The sequence below is a fragment of the Nocardia violaceofusca NBRC 14427 genome (assembly GCF_963869435.1).
In the GTDB taxonomy this organism is placed as follows: domain Bacteria; phylum Actinomycetota; class Actinomycetes; order Mycobacteriales; family Mycobacteriaceae; genus Nocardia; species Nocardia aobensis.
In genome coordinates this window covers 175,478-192,177 of the sequence record NZ_CAWMPM010000022.1, presented here as the reverse complement: position 1 = coordinate 192,177, position 16,700 = coordinate 175,478, and the positions used below count along the sequence as shown (strand labels likewise).

Annotated in this window: 17 protein-coding genes and 1 pseudogene; 12 read left to right on the top strand and 6 right to left on the bottom strand. The window is 67.5% G+C overall.

Going from position 1 to position 16,700, the window contains the following annotated elements; translation table 11 throughout:
• Nucleotides 1-155: 155 nt before the first annotated feature.
• Complete coding sequence (locus tag AC5592_RS18250; protein WP_063064922.1) at nucleotides 156-2,705, top strand: ATP-dependent Clp protease ATP-binding subunit; 2,550 nt, start codon at nucleotides 156-158, stop codon at nucleotides 2,703-2,705.
• Nucleotides 2,706-2,719: 14 nt separating this feature from the next.
• Nucleotides 2,720-3,130: a DUF1801 domain-containing protein gene (locus tag AC5592_RS18245; protein WP_198163874.1), complete on the top strand. Its 411-nt coding sequence runs from the start codon at nucleotides 2,720-2,722 to the stop codon at nucleotides 3,128-3,130.
• 75 nt (nucleotides 3,131-3,205) lie between these two features.
• Here the strand turns inward: AC5592_RS18245 and AC5592_RS18240 are convergent, their stop codons facing one another.
• Nucleotides 3,206-3,922 carry a TetR/AcrR family transcriptional regulator gene (locus AC5592_RS18240; RefSeq protein WP_051024376.1) on the bottom strand — a complete coding sequence of 239 codons (717 nt, stop codon included), beginning with the start codon at nucleotides 3,920-3,922 and terminating at the stop codon, nucleotides 3,206-3,208.
• 113 nt (nucleotides 3,923-4,035) lie between these two features.
• On the opposite strand from AC5592_RS18240, the gene AC5592_RS18235 reads away from it, so the two are divergent.
• Both AC5592_RS18235 and AC5592_RS18230 read left to right on the top strand, forming a co-directional pair.
• Nucleotides 4,036-4,806, top strand: coding sequence for an SDR family NAD(P)-dependent oxidoreductase (locus AC5592_RS18235; RefSeq protein ID WP_036498754.1), 771 nt, complete (start codon nucleotides 4,036-4,038; stop codon nucleotides 4,804-4,806).
• Nucleotides 4,807-4,910: 104 nt separating this feature from the next.
• Nucleotides 4,911-5,393: a nuclear transport factor 2 family protein gene (locus AC5592_RS18230; protein WP_036498801.1), complete on the top strand. Its 483-nt coding sequence runs from the start codon at nucleotides 4,911-4,913 to the stop codon at nucleotides 5,391-5,393.
• Nucleotides 5,394-5,406: 13 nt separating this feature from the next.
• On the opposite strand, the gene AC5592_RS18225 is transcribed toward AC5592_RS18230, so the two are convergent.
• The gene (locus AC5592_RS18225; protein ID WP_232329416.1) at nucleotides 5,407-6,474 is read right to left on the bottom strand and encodes an AraC family transcriptional regulator; all 1,068 of its coding nucleotides are present in this window, start codon (nucleotides 6,472-6,474) and stop codon (nucleotides 5,407-5,409) included.
• A gap of 9 nt (nucleotides 6,475-6,483) precedes the next feature.
• Here AC5592_RS18225 and AC5592_RS18220 point away from each other — a divergent pair, with 9 nt between their 5' ends.
• A complete protein-coding gene (locus AC5592_RS18220; protein WP_036498757.1) occupies nucleotides 6,484-7,956 on the top strand; it encodes a flavin-containing monooxygenase in 1,473 nt (490 codons plus the stop codon).
• A gap of 55 nt (nucleotides 7,957-8,011) precedes the next feature.
• Here AC5592_RS18220 and AC5592_RS18215 read toward each other — a convergent pair whose 3' ends face one another.
• A complete protein-coding gene (locus AC5592_RS18215; RefSeq protein WP_036498760.1) occupies nucleotides 8,012-8,434 on the bottom strand; it encodes a PPOX class F420-dependent oxidoreductase in 423 nt (140 codons plus the stop codon).
• Between the two features lie 149 nt (nucleotides 8,435-8,583).
• On the opposite strand from AC5592_RS18215, the gene AC5592_RS18210 reads away from it, so the two are divergent.
• From AC5592_RS18210 to AC5592_RS18200, 3 genes and pseudogenes are all read left to right on the top strand, one after another.
• Complete coding sequence (locus AC5592_RS18210) at nucleotides 8,584-9,069, top strand: methylated-DNA--[protein]-cysteine S-methyltransferase (RefSeq protein ID WP_063064920.1); 486 nt, start codon at nucleotides 8,584-8,586, stop codon at nucleotides 9,067-9,069.
• On the top strand, nucleotides 9,059-9,802 hold the full coding sequence (locus AC5592_RS18205) for a 2OG-Fe(II) oxygenase (RefSeq protein WP_051025429.1): 744 nt from the start codon (nucleotides 9,059-9,061) through the stop codon (nucleotides 9,800-9,802). Before AC5592_RS18210 ends, AC5592_RS18205 begins: the two co-directional genes overlap by 11 nt.
• Nucleotides 9,795-10,082 (top strand): annotated as a pseudogene (locus AC5592_RS18200) (Ada metal-binding domain-containing protein); the annotation flags it as partial. The gene AC5592_RS18205 and the pseudogene AC5592_RS18200, both read left to right, overlap by 8 nt.
• Before the next feature lie 6 nt (nucleotides 10,083-10,088).
• Here AC5592_RS18200 and AC5592_RS18195 read toward each other — a convergent pair.
• On the bottom strand, nucleotides 10,089-10,466 hold the full coding sequence (locus AC5592_RS18195; RefSeq protein WP_036508983.1) for a hypothetical protein: 378 nt from the start codon (nucleotides 10,464-10,466) through the stop codon (nucleotides 10,089-10,091).
• A 375-nt stretch (nucleotides 10,467-10,841) separates the two neighbouring features.
• Between AC5592_RS18195 and AC5592_RS18190 the strand changes: the two genes are divergently transcribed.
• The gene (locus AC5592_RS18190) at nucleotides 10,842-11,546 is read left to right on the top strand and encodes a VIT1/CCC1 transporter family protein (protein ID WP_063064919.1); all 705 of its coding nucleotides are present in this window, start codon (nucleotides 10,842-10,844) and stop codon (nucleotides 11,544-11,546) included.
• Nucleotides 11,547-11,571: 25 nt separating this feature from the next.
• On the opposite strand, the gene AC5592_RS18185 is transcribed toward AC5592_RS18190, so the two are convergent.
• Both AC5592_RS18185 and AC5592_RS18180 read right to left on the bottom strand, forming a co-directional pair.
• Nucleotides 11,572-11,745, bottom strand: a complete 174-nt coding sequence (locus AC5592_RS18185) for a hypothetical protein (RefSeq protein ID WP_156055668.1) — start codon at nucleotides 11,743-11,745, stop codon at nucleotides 11,572-11,574.
• Nucleotides 11,746-11,863: 118 nt separating this feature from the next.
• Complete coding sequence (locus AC5592_RS18180) at nucleotides 11,864-12,862, bottom strand: acyl-ACP desaturase (RefSeq protein ID WP_063064918.1); 999 nt, start codon at nucleotides 12,860-12,862, stop codon at nucleotides 11,864-11,866.
• 217 nt (nucleotides 12,863-13,079) lie between these two features.
• On the opposite strand from AC5592_RS18180, the gene AC5592_RS18175 reads away from it, so the two are divergent.
• From AC5592_RS18175 to AC5592_RS18165, 3 genes are all read left to right on the top strand, one after another.
• Complete coding sequence (locus AC5592_RS18175; RefSeq protein ID WP_036508992.1) at nucleotides 13,080-14,324, top strand: KasA/KasB family beta-ketoacyl-ACP synthase; 1,245 nt, start codon at nucleotides 13,080-13,082, stop codon at nucleotides 14,322-14,324.
• A gap of 95 nt (nucleotides 14,325-14,419) precedes the next feature.
• Nucleotides 14,420-16,288 carry a long-chain-fatty-acid--AMP ligase FadD32 gene (gene fadD32 / locus AC5592_RS18170; RefSeq protein WP_063064965.1) on the top strand — a complete coding sequence of 623 codons (1,869 nt, stop codon included), beginning with the start codon at nucleotides 14,420-14,422 and terminating at the stop codon, nucleotides 16,286-16,288.
• Nucleotides 16,289-16,450: 162 nt separating this feature from the next.
• Complete coding sequence (locus tag AC5592_RS18165) at nucleotides 16,451-16,651, top strand: hypothetical protein (protein WP_062963520.1); 201 nt, start codon at nucleotides 16,451-16,453, stop codon at nucleotides 16,649-16,651.
• Nucleotides 16,652-16,700: the final 49 nt, after the last annotated feature.

Sequence of the window (16,700 nt, the reverse complement as noted above, 5' to 3'; positions counted from 1 at the left end):
GGATGCATCGGCGGCCGCCCCGGAAAGGCTGGCCGAGGGTACGGTGGGACCCGACCGTTTCGGAGTGGTTCTGCGAGTGAGTGCGGCGATGCGGACCGTAGCTGTCCGTTCGCTCGCCGCTGCGACGACGAGATTCCGAGATATGAGGTGTGGACATGACCGCTGCCTGGCCCAGTTCGTTCAATTCCTTCGACGACCTCTTCAACCGCTTCTTCGGCCCCGGTATGGCCGCGCAGCCGCCGGTGCAGCGCATCGATCTGGGGCGGCTGCTCAGCGACAGCGCCAAGGAGCTGATCGCGATCGCCCGGTCGGCCGCCCAGGACTGGGGAAATCCGGAGGTCACCGCCGAACATCTGCTCTACGCCGCTACCCAGGTCGAGCCGTCGCGCGGGATCATCGGCCAGCTGGGCCTGGATCCGGACAAAGTCGCCGCGCAAATGAGGGGTGCGGTCGGCAGCGGAGAGGCCACCGCGACCGCGGGCGGTCAGGTGGTACTCGGGCCCGGCAGCAAACTGGCCCTGCGCACCGCACAGCGCAACGCCGCCGAGGCGGGATCCAGCTACATCGGCCCGGAACATATTCTGCTCGGCATCGCCGACAATCCGGAAAGTCCTGCCGCGCAGTCGCTTTCGGGTGCGAAACTGCCGGTCGCCGAGGGGCAGAAGAAGCCCACCGACACTCCGACGCTCGACGAATACGGCCGGGATCTGACCGCCGAGGCCCGCGCGGGCAAGGTCGACCCGGTCGTCGGCCGCGCCGAGGAGATCGAGCAGACCGTGGAAATACTTTCCCGGCGGCGGAAGAACAATCCGGTGCTCATCGGCGATCCCGGCGTCGGCAAGACCGCGATCGTCGAAGGTCTGGCGCAGCGCATCGTCAACGGCGATGTGCCCAGCACGCTGGCCGATCGGCGGGTGGTGGCCCTCGATGTGGGCTCACTGGTGGCGGGCAGTAAATATCGCGGCGAATTCGAGGAGCGGCTGACCAAGATTCTCGACGAGGTCCGCGAGCACTCCGACGAACTGGTGCTGTTCATCGACGAGCTGCACACCATCGTGGGCGCCGGCACCGGCGGCGAGGGTTCGATGGACGCCGGCAACCTGCTCAAGCCGGCCCTGGCCCGCGGCGAACTCCATGCCATCGGCGCCACCACCATCGACGAATACCGGCGCTACATCGAAAAGGACGCCGCCCTGGAACGCCGCTTCCAGCCGGTGCTGGTCTCGGAACCGTCGGTCGCCGACACCATCGAAATCCTGCGCGGACTCGCCGACGTCTACGAGGAGCACCATCAGGTGCACTACGAGGACGAGGCGCTGATCGCCGCGGCGGAGCTCTCCGATCGCTACATCACCGATCGGTTCATGCCCGACAAGGCGATCGACCTGGTCGATCAGGCCGGTGCGCGGGTCCGGTTGCGTACCCGCATGCCCGGCCCCGATCTTCGTGCGGCACAGGAGGAATTGTCGCGCCTCGAGCGGGAGAAGGATGCCGCGGTCGCGGGTGAGGACTACGCCCGCGCGGACGAACTCAAGAGCGAGATCACCGCCGCCGAGGAGCGGGTCGGCCACATCACCGCCGACGAGGTGCCGACGGTCACGCTCGACGACATCGCCGAGGTGGTGTCCAAGCAGACCGGAATTCCGGTGTCGGAGTTGACGGTCGAGGAACGGCAGCGCCTGCTGCAGTTGGAAGACGTGCTGCACGAGCGGGTGATCGGGCAGGAGGAGGCGATCGTGGCGGTCGCCGAGGCGGTGCGCCGCGCCCGGGCCGGGATGAAGGATCCGAACCGCCCGATCGGCTCGTTCCTGTTCCTCGGCCCGACCGGTGTCGGCAAGACCGAATTGGCGAAAGCCTTGGCGGAAGCGGTATTCGGCGACGAGGACCGGCTGATCCGGTTCGACATGAGCGAATTCCAGGAGAAGCACACGGTGTCCCGGCTGGTCGGCGCACCGCCCGGATATGTGGGCTACGAGGATGCCGCACAGCTCACCGACAAGGTGCGCCGCCAACCGTATTCGGTGATCCTGTTCGACGAGGTGGAGAAGGCCCATCCGGACGTGTTCAACGTGTTGCTGCAGTTGCTCGACGACGGGCGCGTCACCGACGCCAAGGGCCGCACCGTCGATTTCAAGAACACCATCGTGATCATGACCAGCAATATCGGTTCGGACCTGATTCTGAAGGCCACCTCGGCGGAGCTCGACGCCATCACCCCGCGGCTGATGGAACGGCTGCAACAGCATTTCCGGCCGGAATTCCTCAACCGCATCGACGAGACCATCGTGTTCCATCGGCTCGACCAGGAACAGTTGCGCCGCATCGTCGATCTGGTTCTCGACGGCCCCCGTCGTCGCCTGCGCGCTCAGGACATCGAGCTCGACGTCACCGACGCGGCGCGGGATTGGCTGTCCGAGAACGGATATCAGCCCGAATTCGGTGCCCGCCCACTTCGCCGGACGGTACAGAAGCAGCTGGAGAATCAGGTGTCCCGGCTGGTACTCGGTGGCGAGCTGAACCCGGGCGACACCGTACGCGTCGACGCCGACGAGTCCGGACTGATCGTCGCCGCGGTGGCCGGCTCCGGAGCCGAACGTTCCCTCGACGCCTCCGCGAACGGCCAGAAGCCGAAGGGAAAGAAGGCGAACGGCAAGGCGGAAGCCAAGTCGGAGAAGAAGTCCGGAGCGAAATCCGCGAAGAGCTGATCCGGGAGAAGCCGGTGGTGAGCTACGTGGCCGACCCGCGCGTCGACGCCTACGTCGACGCGCTACCGGCCTGGCAGCGCGACATCTGCCGCGAGGTGCGCGAACTCGTCCACGCCGCCGACCCGGAGGTGACGGAGACCGTCAAGCGCAGGGTACGACCGTATTTCGTGCTCGACGGCAACATCTGCGCGCTGCTGGCGACGAAGACGCACGTCGACATCTTCCTCTACGACGGTGCGATCGTGCCCGATCCGGCCGGCATCATCACCGGCGGGCACGACAACACGACGGCACGCACCGTGGCGATTCGCGAGGGCGAGAAGGTCGACGCTCCCGCGCTGTCGGCGATGCTGCGGCAGATCATCGCGAACAATCGCGCGGGCGGTTGGCGCAAGCTGAAACGCGATGCGGCACCGGCGGATTGATCGGAGAGGGACCGGCAGAGGGCGGTTGGTCGGCGTCAGCGGCGGATCGCACGGGCCGGGCCGCCGCCGCGACCCTCAGCCCGACGCTGTCGTATCCGTAGGAGCTTGCGCATAGACGCCGGCGGTGAGTTCGCGCATGCATCTGACCACGAGGGGAGCGGGTCCGCCCGATCGTGTTGCGGTCGAAGGTATTTCGTCGAGCCCGTCGGCCGGTGCCGGCGAGTGCGCCGGGCTGTCGTCGTCGGCCCATTGCTCCAGTCCGATGCGGATCGCGCCGGCGGCCGCGGCGGCCAGCGTGCGCAGGCGCAGTGGATCGGTGTCCGGGGACAGTTTCGTCAGCAGCTCCAGCAGGGCGTGCTCGCCGGTGAGATTGACCCGGAACCAGACCGCGCGCAGGGCCGTATCGTCGGCCATCGCGCGCAACAGGCCGCGGGTGATGTCGAGTTCGTCGCGGTCCACCACGGTCAGGGCGCGGATCGCGGCGATTTCCAGTTCCGCGATGGTAGGCAACCGGTCCGGTCCGTCGCCGAGGATGTCCAGCCAGCGAGACGCACCCGCCGACAGCATCGGTTCCACGGCATCCTCTTTGGTACGGCAATAGCGATAGAAGGTGCGCAGGCCGACGCCGGAGGCGGCGGCGATCTGCTCGGCGGTGACCGCCGCGGTGCCACGCTCGGCGAACAGGCGGGCGGCGGTGTGGGCGATCTCCATCCGGGTCGCCGACTTGCGCCGCTGGGCCAGATTCGGCCGCGGCGACGCGGTGGCGGAAGGGCCGGTTCTCGACTCGGGCATGAGTCACCTCCTGTCCGCACAGTCTAAGCGCGATTTGTCACCCTGGCACAACGTGCCACTCGGGCGTAGTGTGTCAATCGAACGAGAAAATCGCAGATGAGGAGAGTTTCGCAATGGAGCGTTTCGCAGATCGCCGAGTTCTGATCACCGGCGCCGGATCCGGTATCGGCCGCGCCACCGTGCATCGCATCCTGTCCGAGGGCGGCACCGTGGTGGCCGCCGACGTCAGCGAGGCGGGCCTGGCCGAAACCGCGAAACAGGCGGCCGAGAAGGGCAGCGCCGATCGGCTGACCACCGTCACGATCGACATCTCCGACGAGTCCTCGGTGCAGGCCGGGGTCGCCAAGGCCGTGGAAACCCTGGGCGGGCTGGACGCGCTGGTCAACGCCGCCGGCATTCTCCGCTCGGCGCACACCCACGAGATGCCGCTGGCCGACTGGAACCGCATCATCACCACCAACCTCACGGGCACCTTCCTGATGATTCGCGAATCGCTGCCGGCGCTGCTGGACAGTGGCCGTGGCGTCATCGTGAACTTCGCCTCCACCTCCACCTACTTCGCGCACCCGTACATGGCCGCCTACGCCGCGTCCAAGGGCGGCATCATGTCCATGACCCACGCGCTGGCCTCGGAATACTCCAAGCAGAACCTGCGCGCGGTGGCCGTGGCGCCCGGCTCGATCTCGAGCGATATGACCGACGGCCGCGGCCCGGGCCTGCCCGAGGACGCCGATTTCTCGCTGTTCACCAAGCTGATGCCGATGCTCGGCCAGGGTTTCGCCTCGCCCGACACGGTCGCCGGCGTGGTGGCCATGCTCGCCTCCGACGACGGCGCCTTCATCACCGGCACCGAGGTGCGCATCGACGGCGGCACCCACGCCTGACCGGTCCGAATCGGTCCGGGCCGTCCCGGTCAACGGGAAAGCCCGGACCGAAACAGAAACCTGTTCTATTGTGCTGGCGGGGCCGATACCAGGAGGTGACCGCGATGGATCTGGTTGCGTTGGAAGAGATTCGTGCGTTGAAATACCGCTATCTGCGGACGCTGGATCTGCGGGAGTGGGACGAGTTCGCCGATACTCTCGCCGCGGACGCGGTGGCCGACTACGGCTCGCCCTCCGGCGGTAAACCGCTGCAGTTCCAGGGGCGCGACGCCATCGTCGGCTATCTCAGCGGCGCGATGTCCGGCACCATGATCACCTCGCACGTGTGCAGCCACCCCGAGATCGCGGTGGACGGTGACTTCGCCTCCGGCAGTTGGTGTCTGGAGGATACGGTCATCGTTCCCGACCACGGGATCATGATTCGCGGCGCCGCGTACTACCGCGACACCTATCGCCGGGAATCCGACGGCCGCTGGCGCATCACGAGCACCGGATATCAGCGCAACTACGAGGCCATGATTCCGCTCGCCTCGATCCAGGGCTTCACCATCACCGCCAGCCGCTGGGATCCGAGCGTCACGCACTGAGCCGACCGGCCGCTCAGGCCCGGGCGGTGCGCCGGATCGCGGTGGGAGTGCTGTCCCACCAGCGGCGCGCACAGCGGGTCAGAGTGGCCTGTTCCGCGAGGCCGAGCAGTGAGGCGATCTGGCTCATCGGCAGATCCGTCGTGGTCAGATAGCGCCGCGCCTCACCGCGGCGCACATCGTCGACGATGGCGGCGAAGCTCGTGTGCTCGGCCGCCAGGCGGCGCTGCAGAGTGCGCGGATGGATCGTCAGAAGCCTCGCCACCGAATCGATCTGCGGAGCGGTCGTACCCAGTAGTTGCTGCACGGCGGCTCGCACCCCCGGCACCGTGGAGGCGCCGGTGTCGCCGGCCTGTTCGGCCAGGAACGCCACCGCCAGCCGGCGCAGATTCGCATCGCCGCCCGCGATGGCCCGCGACGTGAGGTTGCTCGGCAGCCGCAGCATCGCCGCCGGTCGCTCGAAGCGCACCGGGACGCCGAAGAAGTTCTCGTAGGTCGCGCGCGAACCCGGCGGGCGGTACGGCAGTTCCACCGAGCGCAACCCGTACGGGCCTTCCACCAGCCGGATCAATGTGCGATGCAGGAATCCCAGGCCCAGGTCGGTGCCCTGGACGGGTTGCGGAAATCCGGGTTCGACGCCGTAGCGCAGGGCCGTCACACCGCGGTCGCCGTAGGGATCCGGTTCGATCGTCAGGCTCAGCGAGCGGGCGTGCACGAACAGGTAGCGCGAGGTGCACTCCAGCGCGTCGGCCAGGGTGGGGGAGCTGCGGATGGCCAGCGCGAGCGGTCCCAGCATGCCGAGGTCCTGCCGGGCGGCGATCCGCAGGCCCAGATCGGGACACCGCAGCCGGTCGGCGGCGATCTCCAGTACCAGGGCCATCGCCTCGTCGGAGACCAGCAGGTCGTCGGCGTCCAGGGCGGCGATCGGGTATCCGGCGGCAGCCGCGTATTCCTCCGCGTTTCCCCCGAGTTCGGCCACGGTCGCGCGGAAACCGCGCAAACCGGCCGAGCGGATCACCGACATGTCGTCCAGAATCAAATACTTGTCGTGCAAAGTCAAGAATGCCGGGAAAGGAACCAGCACACTGGAACCATGACCGCAGCTGGTGAATATGTCGATGTCGTCATCGTGGGCGCCGGTCTGTCCGGAATCGGCGCCGGTTACCGCGTGCAGACGGAATTGCCCGGAAAGTCCTATGCGATCCTCGAGGCGCGCGAGGCGCTGGGCGGCACGTGGGACCTGTTCCGATACCCCGGCATCCGGTCCGATTCGGATATGTTCACCCTCGGCTATCCGTTCGAGCCGTGGCGCGATGCCAAATCGATCGCCGACGGTCCCTCGATTCTGCGCTACATCACCGAGACGGCGCGCCGGCACGGGATCGACAAGCATATTCGCTACGGCACCAAAGTCGTTGCGGCACAATGGTCCAGCGCCGAATCGCGCTGGACGCTGACCGTGCGGCAGGGCGATGCGGAGCGCACGCTGAGCTGTCGCTTCCTCTATTCGTGCTCCGGCTACTACGACTACGACCAGGGGCACGCCCCCGAGTTCCCGGGTGTGGAAACGTTCTCCGGCACCATGGTGCATCCGCAGTTCTGGCCGGAGGATCTCGACTACGCCGGCAAGAAGGTCGTGGTCATCGGCAGCGGCGCCACCGCCGTGACGCTGGTTCCGGCGATGGCCGAACAGGCCGAGCGGGTGACCATGCTGCAGCGTTCACCGACCTGGATCTCCGCGGTCCCCGGCCGGGACAAGCAGGCCGACAAGATTCGGGAACTGCTGCCGGCGGGCTTGGCGCACCGGGTGATCCGCACCAAGAACATCCTGTTCAACGTCGGTTTCTACCAGTACTGCCGGCGTCGCCCGCAGGCCGCGCGCAAGCTGCTGACCGGGCTGACCACTCGCATTCTCAAGGACGAGAAGTTGGTCGCCGAACATTTCACCCCGGAGTACAACCCGTGGGATCAGCGGCTGTGCGCGGTGCCGGACGCCGACTTCTTCAAGGCGATGCGCAAGGGCAAGGCCGAGGTGGTCACCGATCACATCGACACCTTCGTGCCCGAGGGGATCCGCCTGAAGTCGGGCCGGGTGCTTCCCGCCGACATCGTCATCTCGGCGACCGGTCTGAAGCTGCTCGCCTTCGGCGGGATCACGCTGGAGGTCGACGGTGAGCCGGTGAACCTGTCCGACCGGTTCGTCTGGCAGGGAACGATGCTCACCGGCGTCCCCAACTTCGCGGTCTGCATCGGCTACACGAACGCGTCGTGGACGCTGCGCGCCGACCTGACCTCGCGGCTGGTGTGCAGGGTGATCGCCCATATGGACCGGCGCGGATACGAGGCGGTGGTGCCGCAGCCGCAGGCCGAGCTCACCGAACATCCGCTGCTCGACCTCGCCTCGGGCTATATCCAGCGCTCGATCGGCGACTTTCCGAGGCAGGGCGACCGGCATCCGTGGAAGGTGCGCCAGAACTACCTGCTGGATTCGGCCACGACCATGCGCACGAATCTGGACAAGACGTTGCAGCCGGTCCGGCGCACGGCGGTGCTGTCGAACGCCTGAGCGCGGCGCCGGACGGGTGCGCGGCGCCGGCCCGGGCACGCCCGCGCTGATCCGTTCAGTTCGTCCAGGGACCGATCCCGCCGATCCGGTCGATCCGGATGCGGGTCAGCAGGCCCGGCGGCGCGTCGGCGGGCGGGAACTTCGATGTGGGCGAGGACAACACCGCGGCCAACTCCCGCAGCAGTTCCGGTGCCCCGCCCTCGACGATGCGTGCGGTGCCGGTGACCGACAGATACGGCCGCATGAACTCGCTCGGCTGATCCGAGACGATGGTCAACGCCACCCGCGGGTCGCGGCGCACGTTGCGCACCTTCAGATATTCGCCGAGGTGGGCGCTGACCAGCTCGTCGCCCTCGGGTGTGGACTGCAATGCCACCCAGACGACGGAGACCTGCGGGCTGCCGTCGGCGTTCAGGGTGACCAGGGTCGCGTTGGCGCCGGCGCCGACGAATTCGCGCGCGGAATCGGGAAGTCGCATATCCGGTCCGACGCCCGCGCGAATCGTTTCATTCCCGCGGTACGCGCACCCGGCGCGCGACAGGACGCGATGTCTGATTTCCGCCGGTATTCGATCCGGAGCTCCGGCAGATTGGGGAGCGTACGGATCGAATACCGAAAGGATCAGCAATGACGGTCTACACGACGACGGCGAGTCCGCTCGGTGAGCTGATGCTCGTCGGCGAGCCGCGCCCGGCCGGTGCCGTGCTCACCGCCCTGTCCATCGCGGGCGGGAAAGGTGGTGGAGCGCAACCTGATTGGATCGAGGATCGCGCACCGTTCGCGTCGGTGATCGACCAGCTCGACGGCTACTTCGCCGGGCAGCGCACCCGTTTCGAACTCGACTACGCGGTCGAGGGCAGTGAATTCCGGCGTCGGGTCTGGCAGGCACTCGACGACATCCCGTACGGCCGCACGGTGACCTACGGCGATATCGCCGCCCGAGTCGGTGCGCCGCGGGCGGCGGTGCGGGCCGTCGGCTCCGCGATCGGCGCCAATCCGGTGCTGATCGTGCGGCCGTGCCATCGGGTGATCGGCGCGAACGGCCGCTTGACCGGCTATGCGGGCGGGATCGACCGCAAGCGGCAACTGCTGGAGCTCGAACATGCCGCGTGAAACCCGCCCGGCGCCGCCCGGTCCGGGGCTGCCGTTCGGCGCTCGGGTGGATGCGCAGGACTGGACGCGGATAGCGGACGAACTCGACGAGCACGGATACGCGCTCAGCGGATGCCTGCTGAGCGCCGGCGAGTGCCGTGCGCTCGCGGCGCTGTACACCGAGGACGACCGCTTCCGCTCCACCATCGAGATGTCGCGCCACCGTTTCGGCTCCGGCGAGTACCGCTACTTCACCCACGATCTGCCCGCGGCGGTGTCCGAGTTGCGTGCCGCGCTGTATCCGAAACTGCTGCCCATCGCGCGGAACTGGGCGCAACGCCTGGGCCGCCCCGGTTCGTGGCCGGACGGCCTCGACGACTGGATCTCCCAGTGCCACCGGGCCGGGCAGCATCGCTCGGCGCAGATCCTGCTGCGCTACGGCCCCGGCGATTGGAACGCGCTCCATCGAGACCTCTTCGGCGACATGATCTTTCCGCTGCAGGTGGTGATCGGACTCGATGCCGCCGGCGCGGACTACACCGGCGGCGAATTCCTGATGGTCGAACAACGCCCGCGCGCCCAATCACGCGGCGCGGCAGTCGCTCTGCCGCAGGGGCACGGGCTGGTCTTCACCACCCGGGAACGCCCCGTACGGTCCGCGCGTGGCTGGTCGGCCGCGCCCATGCGCCACGGCGTGAGCGTGGTGCGCAGCGGGCATCGCCGCACTCTGGGCCTGGTTTTCCACGATGCGTGAGGAATGCGGCGCGGGGGGTGAGGACGCAATCGCGACGCGGGATTACCTACTGCTCGACTCGGACGCCGTGCCGTATCGCAGCCCGACCGCGGGCACCGTCGGCGGCCATCGGCGTCAGCGCATCTACGGGCGGCTGGACTGCCCGGCGGCGCTGCGCGCACTGCGTCGCGGCAATTACGCCGCATACCGGGTGTTCTTCGCAGACGAGGCCACCGCCGTCGCCGCCGGATACCGTCCGTGCGCGCGGTGTCTGCCGGAGGCGTATCGGCGCTGGAAGTCCGGGTGCTCAGATGCTGCGCTGCCGCCGCCGGACCGGCGGCCGGGGCGGACCGATGTGCCGGTGCACCAACTGCAGGGCGGCCAGCAGGATCAGCGAGAATCCGGTGGACAGATAGTCCTCGGTCAGCACGCCGAGGACCGCCAGGCCGCCGAAGACCGGTAGTTCCAGCCACGAGCACCAGGCCAGTAGTCGGAGCCGGGAGGCGTGGGAATCGAGCCAGGCCAGTCCGTCGTCGACGATGTCGGCGGCCGTGTCGAACTCGACCAGCCCGTCGCCCACCTGCACGAACCGATGTACCGCCTGCTCGCGACTGATCCGCCCCAGCCACACCTCGTCGATGAGCCGCTTACCTTCGACCGCAACTTCCGTGACGACCGCGTCCATTCTGCGCCAGTCCCTTTCCAGTTGGTCTCGCAAAGTGTAAGCGCCGAGAGCCGCAATCACCCCGCAATCCGGCCCGCCCAAGGCTGGGTGGCGCGACACGGGCGGGCCGGGACCGTGCGGGCGTCATGGCCGATCGAGGCGAATCGGACAGTGCCGCAGCGCACCCGGTGCTCGCGCGAAGGCGGCACCGAAAGTCTTGGCAACGAACGGAATTCGGTACCGCCGACATTGATCGAGTGCGCGTTCCCGCTTTTCGAAATAAGGTATGGAATACCTTCCTGTGCAATGGTTTACCTAAATTCGGGCAGCCTTTCTTTGCTGGCGGAGAAAAGGCTGCCGAGTTATTTTTGTCCGGTGCAAGCGGATACGGCGGTAATGGAGAGTGTGGTCCGGCCGGAAACTCACGGCCCGGGTTTGTCGGTGCGACTGAATTGGCTGCGGGCCGGGGTGCTGGGTGCCAACGACGGAATCGTCTCCGTCGCAGGGATTGTCGTGGGTGTGGCGGCGGCCACCACGTCGACGTCGGCGATCGTCACCGCGGGCGTCGCCGGACTAGCCGCGGGGGCGGTGTCGATGGCGCTGGGCGAGTACGTCTCGGTGAGCACCCAGCGCGACAGCGAGCGCGCGGTGCTGGCCGTGGAACGGCGCGAACTCGCCGAGGACCCGGCGGGTGAACTCGCCGAACTGGCCGCCATCTACGAGGGCAAGGGGCTGACGCCGGCCACCGCGTGGAAGGTCGCCGAGGAGTTGACCGCCAAGGACGCGTTCGCCGCGCACGCCGAGGCCGAATTGGGAATCGACCCGAGCGAGCTGACCAACCCGTGGCATGCCGCGCTGTCGTCGGCGACGGCGTTCACCATCGGCGCCCTGCTGCCGCTGCTGGCCATGCTGGTACCCGCGGCGATCCGGGTTCCGGTCACCGCGGCGGCGGTTCTGGTGGCCCTGGCCGTGACCGGCGCAGTCGGTGCCCGGCTCGGGCAGGCGCCGGTGCGGCGCGCGACGATTCGCGTGCTGGCGGGCGGTGCGCTGGCGATGGCGACGACCTATGCGGTCGGCCATCTGGTCGGGATCGCGGTCTAGCGGGCGGTCGGGGCGGCAGGCGAAATCAGCGGTTCCGGAACCGGTTTCCCACGCGCAGCCGGTCCATGACCGCGCGCATCTTGGCTTGCCGGTGCGGATCGCCGATCCGGAATTCGACGTGCACGACGGGGTGGGATGCGTCGATCAGCGCCACGGTTTCGCGGTCCGTGGAGTGAGCAGCGCGGGGTGAAGCGGTCATAACTCCCAGTGTGCACCCGCGGCTATTTTCTGGCAATGTGTTCTGCCGCTCTGTCGCTTTCGAAACCCAATCGAAATGCTCGGGGATGCAGTCGCTTACACCGCCGCGCCGCCGCCGCTCACGGCCGGGAGCCGACCAGGTCCCGTTTGCGGGCCTCCCGGGCCAGCGCCCGGTCACGCTGTTCTTCGAAACGCGCACAATCGTTTCGCAGTTTCTCCAGGAATTCCCCGAGGGTATTGCGCGCACGGTCGCCGCGTGCGGTGAAGTCGTTGCGATCGAACACATTCCACTTGCGCAACACCGGCATCACCACCTCGTCCAGATGCTGGCGCAGATCGTAGATTCCGTGCTTGGCCATCAGCACGCCGTTGCGCCGCCAATCCGGCATTCCGGCGCCCGGCATCCGGAAATTGCACACGATATCGGTAATCGCCTCCAGCGCCTGGTCGGGTGCCAGATCCAAAGCCGCCGCGCACATATTGCGGTAGAAGATCATGTGCAGGTTCTCGTCCGCGGAGATGCGCGCCAGCATGCGGTCGGCGACCGGATCCTCGCAGACCTTACCGGTGTTGCGGTGTGAGACCCGGGTGGCCAGTTCCTGGAAGGTCACGTAGGCGACCGAGTGCAGGAATCCGGTGCCGGCCCGCTCCACGACGCTGGCCTTGTCGCTCTCGCGCACGAGTTTCATCGCGTCGTAGCCGTTGGTCATGTGGACCATCCGGGCCCGCTCCAGGGCCACGGGGTCGACCGCGCGGGTGACGACCAGATAGTCGCGAATCGCTATGCCGTGCCGGTTCTCCTCGGCCGTCCACCGCCCCACCCAGGTGCCCCAGGCGCCGTCGGACGAGAAGTTCTCGGCGATCTCGCGATGGTAGGACGGCAGATTGTCCTCGGTGAGCAGATTCGTGACCATCGCGGCGCGGGCGACCTCGTTCAGCCGTGACTGGGCGGGGTCCCAATCGGTTCCGCCGAGGGCGGCGAAATTGCGTCCCGCGTCCCACGGGACGTAGTCGTGCGGATGCCACGTCTTCGCCATCGACAGATGTCGATGCACGTTGCTCTCCGCCACGGGCTCGAGCTCCAGCAGCAACTCGAGTTGGGTGAGATTCCTGACCACGGTGTTGCCCTTCCTCGTTGTGGATCGCCGTGCGACGCTGCGGGAAGAAACCGGTACAGTGCAGTCACGACCGGGTTGCCGGGTGGCACTCAGGGCTGCGCCGGTCGTGTTCGCCTCGCTAATGTAGCCGCTCCACCGCCACCGTTGTCGCTCCAGCTTGTATTCGCCGCAGTGTTGCCCCTGTTCCGCAGTGTTGCCTGTCGAAAGTGAGCCGAGAATGACGGTTTCCAGCCGTATGCGCTACCGCGATGTCGTCGTCACCAGCCTGGCCGCGACCACGTCCATCGCCGGTGATGTCGACTCCACGTGGAAGGGACTGTTGAACGGTGAGAGCGGAATCGACGTACTCGACGACGGTTTCATCGACCAGTTCGAACTTCCGGTTCGCATCGGCGGTCACCTCAAGGTCGTTCCGTCCACCGTTCTGAGCCGCGAGGAGACCCGCCGGCTGTCCTACGTCGAGCAGATGGCGCTGGTGCTGGGGCGCGAGGTGTGGCGCAACGCCGGTGCGCCCGAGGTCGATCCGGAGCGGCTCGGCGTCTCCATCGGCACCGGACTGGGTGGTGCGGAGGCGCTCATCGACGTCAAGGACAAGATGGCCAACGGCGGATATCGCCGGGTCAGCCCGCTCGCGGTGCAGATGATCATGCCCAACGGCGCGGCCGCGGTGGTCGGGCTGGAATTGGGCGCCAAAGCCGGTATCGCGACCCCCGTTTCGGCGTGCTCCTCGGGGTCGGAGGCCATCGCCAACGCGTGGAAGATGATCGTGATGGGCGATGCCGATGTGGTCGTGACCGGCGGTGTGGAGGGGTCGATCCAAGCCGTGCCGATCGCCGCCTTCACCATGATGCGCGCGATGAGCACGCGCAACGACGATCCGAAACGCGCCTCGCGCCCGTTCGACACCGATCGCGACGGGTTCGTCTTCGGTGAGGCGGGCGCGATGATGGTGCTCGAATCCGAGGAACACGCCCGGGCCCGCGGCGCCACCGTACACGCCCGGCTGCTCGGCGCCGGTCTCACCTCCGACGGTTTCCACCTGGTGGCGCCGGATCCGGACGGCAAGGGCGCGGCGCGGGCCATCGCCCGCGCGTTGCAGACCGCCGGATTGTCGAAAACCGATGTGGCACATGTGAACGCGCATGCCACGGCGACCCCGATCGGCGATACCGCGGAGGCTCGCGCCATCGCCGCGGCGGTCGGCAGCCACGCCTCGGTCTACGCGCCGAAATCGGCGCTGGGACATTCCATCGGCGCCGTCGGGGCGCTGGAATCGGTGCTCACGGTGCTGTCGATCCGCGACAGCCTCGTCCCGCCCACGCTCAACCTGGAAAACCAGGATCCGGATGTCGATCTGGACATCGTCAAGGGCCAGGCCCGGCCCGGGCGGATCGACTACGCGGTCAACAATTCCTTCGGATTCGGCGGCCACAATGTGTCGTTGACCTTCGGCCGGTACTGAGTTGCCCGGCCGGAGCCTCGCCGAGGGCGGGCTCCGGGCTTTCGTTCCTGCGTGACTGTTCGTGCGTGACGTTCGTGCGTGAAAAGGATGAGGGAATGATCGGCGAAACCTTCGATGACTATCTGGATGAAGACGGCAACATCAGCATCCTGGGCGATGCGACCCTGATCGATTTCGTCGACAAGCACAGCGCGGCGAACGGGGACGACTTGGCCTACCGCTACATCGACTATTCGCGCGAGCGCGACGGTGAATACCACGAGCTCACCTGGCGCCAGTTCGGTGCGCGGTTGCGGGCGGTGGCTGCCCGGTTGCAGCAGGTGACCCGGCCGCGGGACCGGGTGGCGGTGCTGGCGCCGCAGGGCTTGGACTACGTGGTGGCGATGTTCGCGGCGGTGTACGCGGGCAATATCGCTGTGCCGCTGTTCGACCCGGAGGAACCCGGCCACACCGACCGGTTGCACGCCGTCCTCGGCGACTGCCGGCCGACCGCGATTCTGACCTCGAGTTCCGCGGCGGGCGGGGTGCGGGAATTCTTCCGCGGCATGCCGGCCGGGCAGCGTCCGCGCATCATCGCGGTCGACGCGATACCCGACAGCGTCGGCGTGGGCTGGACCCAACCGGATATCACCATCGACAGCGTCGCCTATTTGCAGTACACCTCCGGCTCCACCCGCACACCCGCCGGTGTGGAGATCACGCACCGCTCGGTCGGCACCAATCTGCTGCAGATGATCGACGCGCTCGGGATCGACGAAACCGCCCGCGGCGTCACCTGGTTGCCGCTGTTCCACGATATGGGCCTGCTGTGTGTGATCCTGCCGGCGATCGGCGGCAAGTTCATCACCATCATGTCGCCGAGCGCGTTCGTCCGGCGTCCCTATCGCTGGATCAAGGAGCTGGCCGCCGCCTCCGACGGCGCCGCGACCTATGCCGCCGCACCGAATTTCGCCTTCGAGCACGCCGCCGCGCGGGGGCGGCCGAAGGCGGGGGAGCACCTCGATCTGTCGAATGTGATCGGCCTGATCAACGGCAGTGAGCCGGTGTCGGTGTCGTCGATGGCGAAATTCACCGATGCCTTCATGCCCTACGGGTTGCCGAAGACGGCGATCAAACCGTGTTACGGGATGGCGGAGGCCACCCTGTTCGTGTCGGCCACCCGGCGCGAGGACGCCGCGCGGGTCGTCCACGCCGACCGCACCCGGCTCAACGCCGGGCACCTGGTCGAGGTCGATCCCGATGCGGAAAACGCCGTGGCGCAGGTGTCCTGCGGATATGTGGCGCGGTCGCAGTGGGCGGTGATCGTGGACGACAACGGCGCCGAACTGCCGGACGACCGGGTCGGGGAGATCTGGTTGCACGGGGAGAACATGGGCATCGGTTACTGGGGCCGTCCCGAGGAGACCGAGGCGACCTTCCACAACCGGCTCAGCGCCCGGCAGGCCCGCGGCAGCCACGCCGAAGGTACTGCGCCGCAAGCCTATTGGATGAGCACCGGCGACTACGGGGTGTATCACGACGGCGAGTTGTACATCACCGGCCGCGTCAAGGATCTGGTGATCGTCGACGGGCGCAACCACTATCCGCAGGATCTGGAGATGTCGGCACAGGAGTCGTCGACCGCACTGCGGCCGGGTTTCGTGGCCGCCTTCTCGGTGCGCGGTGACGAACTGCCCGCCGACCTCGCCGCCTCCGGGGCGGGCGGCGAACATCTGGTGATCGTGGCCGAACGGGGAAGTGGCGCAGCCAAACTCGACGCGGGCCCGGTGGCGGAGGTAGTGCGGGCCGCGATTTCGGCGCGCCACGGAGTGACGGTGCGTGAACTACTGCTGGTGCCGGCCGGATCGATTCCGCGCACGTCGAGCGGCAAGATCGCCCGACGTGCTTGTAAGGCCGCGTATCTGACGGGAACCCTGCGTGGCGGCCACCGGCAGCAGGCCTTCCCGGATGTCTCCGACGAGTAGCCGAGGCGGATCGGGCGAGTGGATTAGGTGAGGCAATCCTCGTGTGCCCGTTGAGATGTCCTCTGGGCACCGGATTGTCCGGTACTTGTCCGTCGGCAACGGCCCGCTATGGAGTTACCGTGTAGCTACATCAACATGTAGAACCGGATATGGGGCAATGTCATGGAGTTGTCTACCGATTATCTCATTGTGGTGATGGCACATTCGGCGCCCACCCGGCCGTTGACCGTGGAACGTGCACACCAGGTGATGCAGTTGCACACCGATTGTTCGACCGACGGCTGCGGTATCAAGCAGGCGGCGTTCGACGCGCTGGTAACCGCCGGGCATATCGTGCCCGACAGTTGCCGGCATCGCGGGTAGCGTGCGTCGGTCGGCGTCGGGGACGCCGACCGGCACACGTGATGCGACC